Source organism: Pseudoflavonifractor capillosus (genome assembly GCF_016899775.1).
GTDB lineage: Bacteria > Bacillota > Clostridia > Oscillospirales > Oscillospiraceae > Lawsonibacter.
Genome location: NZ_JACJJE010000146.1, coordinates 1 through 709, shown reverse-complemented (window position 1 = coordinate 709; position 709 = coordinate 1). Strand labels below are relative to the sequence as shown.

Below are 709 nucleotides of genomic sequence, written 5' to 3'. Positions count from 1 at the left end.
ACTATAACGGCATGGGCTCCAACGCCCCGCAGCTTATGGCCGGTACTTCGGTGAGCAACGGTGTCTACTCCTATGACGCCACGGTGGGTTACAACCAGCGGTGGGTAACCACCGCCGATGAGTTTCAGGCAGAGACTGGAATCACGGACCAGCAGAAGGAGCAGATGTTCCACCTGAACTCCTCCGCCTGGTCTACCGGCTGGCTCAATGGAGATTACACCTCCATGTGGGGCACCGACGCCCAGTCGGTCACCCCCGGAAACCTGTATCAGGTATATGAGGCCAACGATGCCTTCGTATATCTCCTGGGCCGCCTGACGGAGACCGACAACCACTCCGGCGGCTCCAATCCCGGCTGGAGTGAGGACGAGGCCATGGAGAAGTGGTCTGAATATGTCAAGGACAAGGACGGCAATCTGCGGACCAAGTACCGGATTATTGTAGAGACCGGCATGATCCTCCGGGACCCAGACGGCGGCCGCCGGGCCTACACCCTCCGGGACATGATGGCCTACTCTCTCTACAACAACGAGGCGTCCCAGCAGTATAACCTGATCTGGGACCAGTCCTCCACCACCGTCAACATGGCCCAGTGGATGCGCCAGGCCAAGGAACAGTTCCTGGAGTATCCTCTGGATGAAAACGGTGTCCCCACCGGGGAGGAACTGGTTTCCACCAACGGCTTTGCCGAGTGCGACAGCTATGTGGA

General features: G+C 59.1%; 1 protein-coding gene. It reads left to right on the top strand.

All coding sequences use genetic code 11. The features are described from left to right. Positions 1 to 709: hypothetical protein (locus H6B31_RS16730; protein ID WP_204899531.1), on the top strand; the 709-nt coding region annotated here is incomplete at both ends.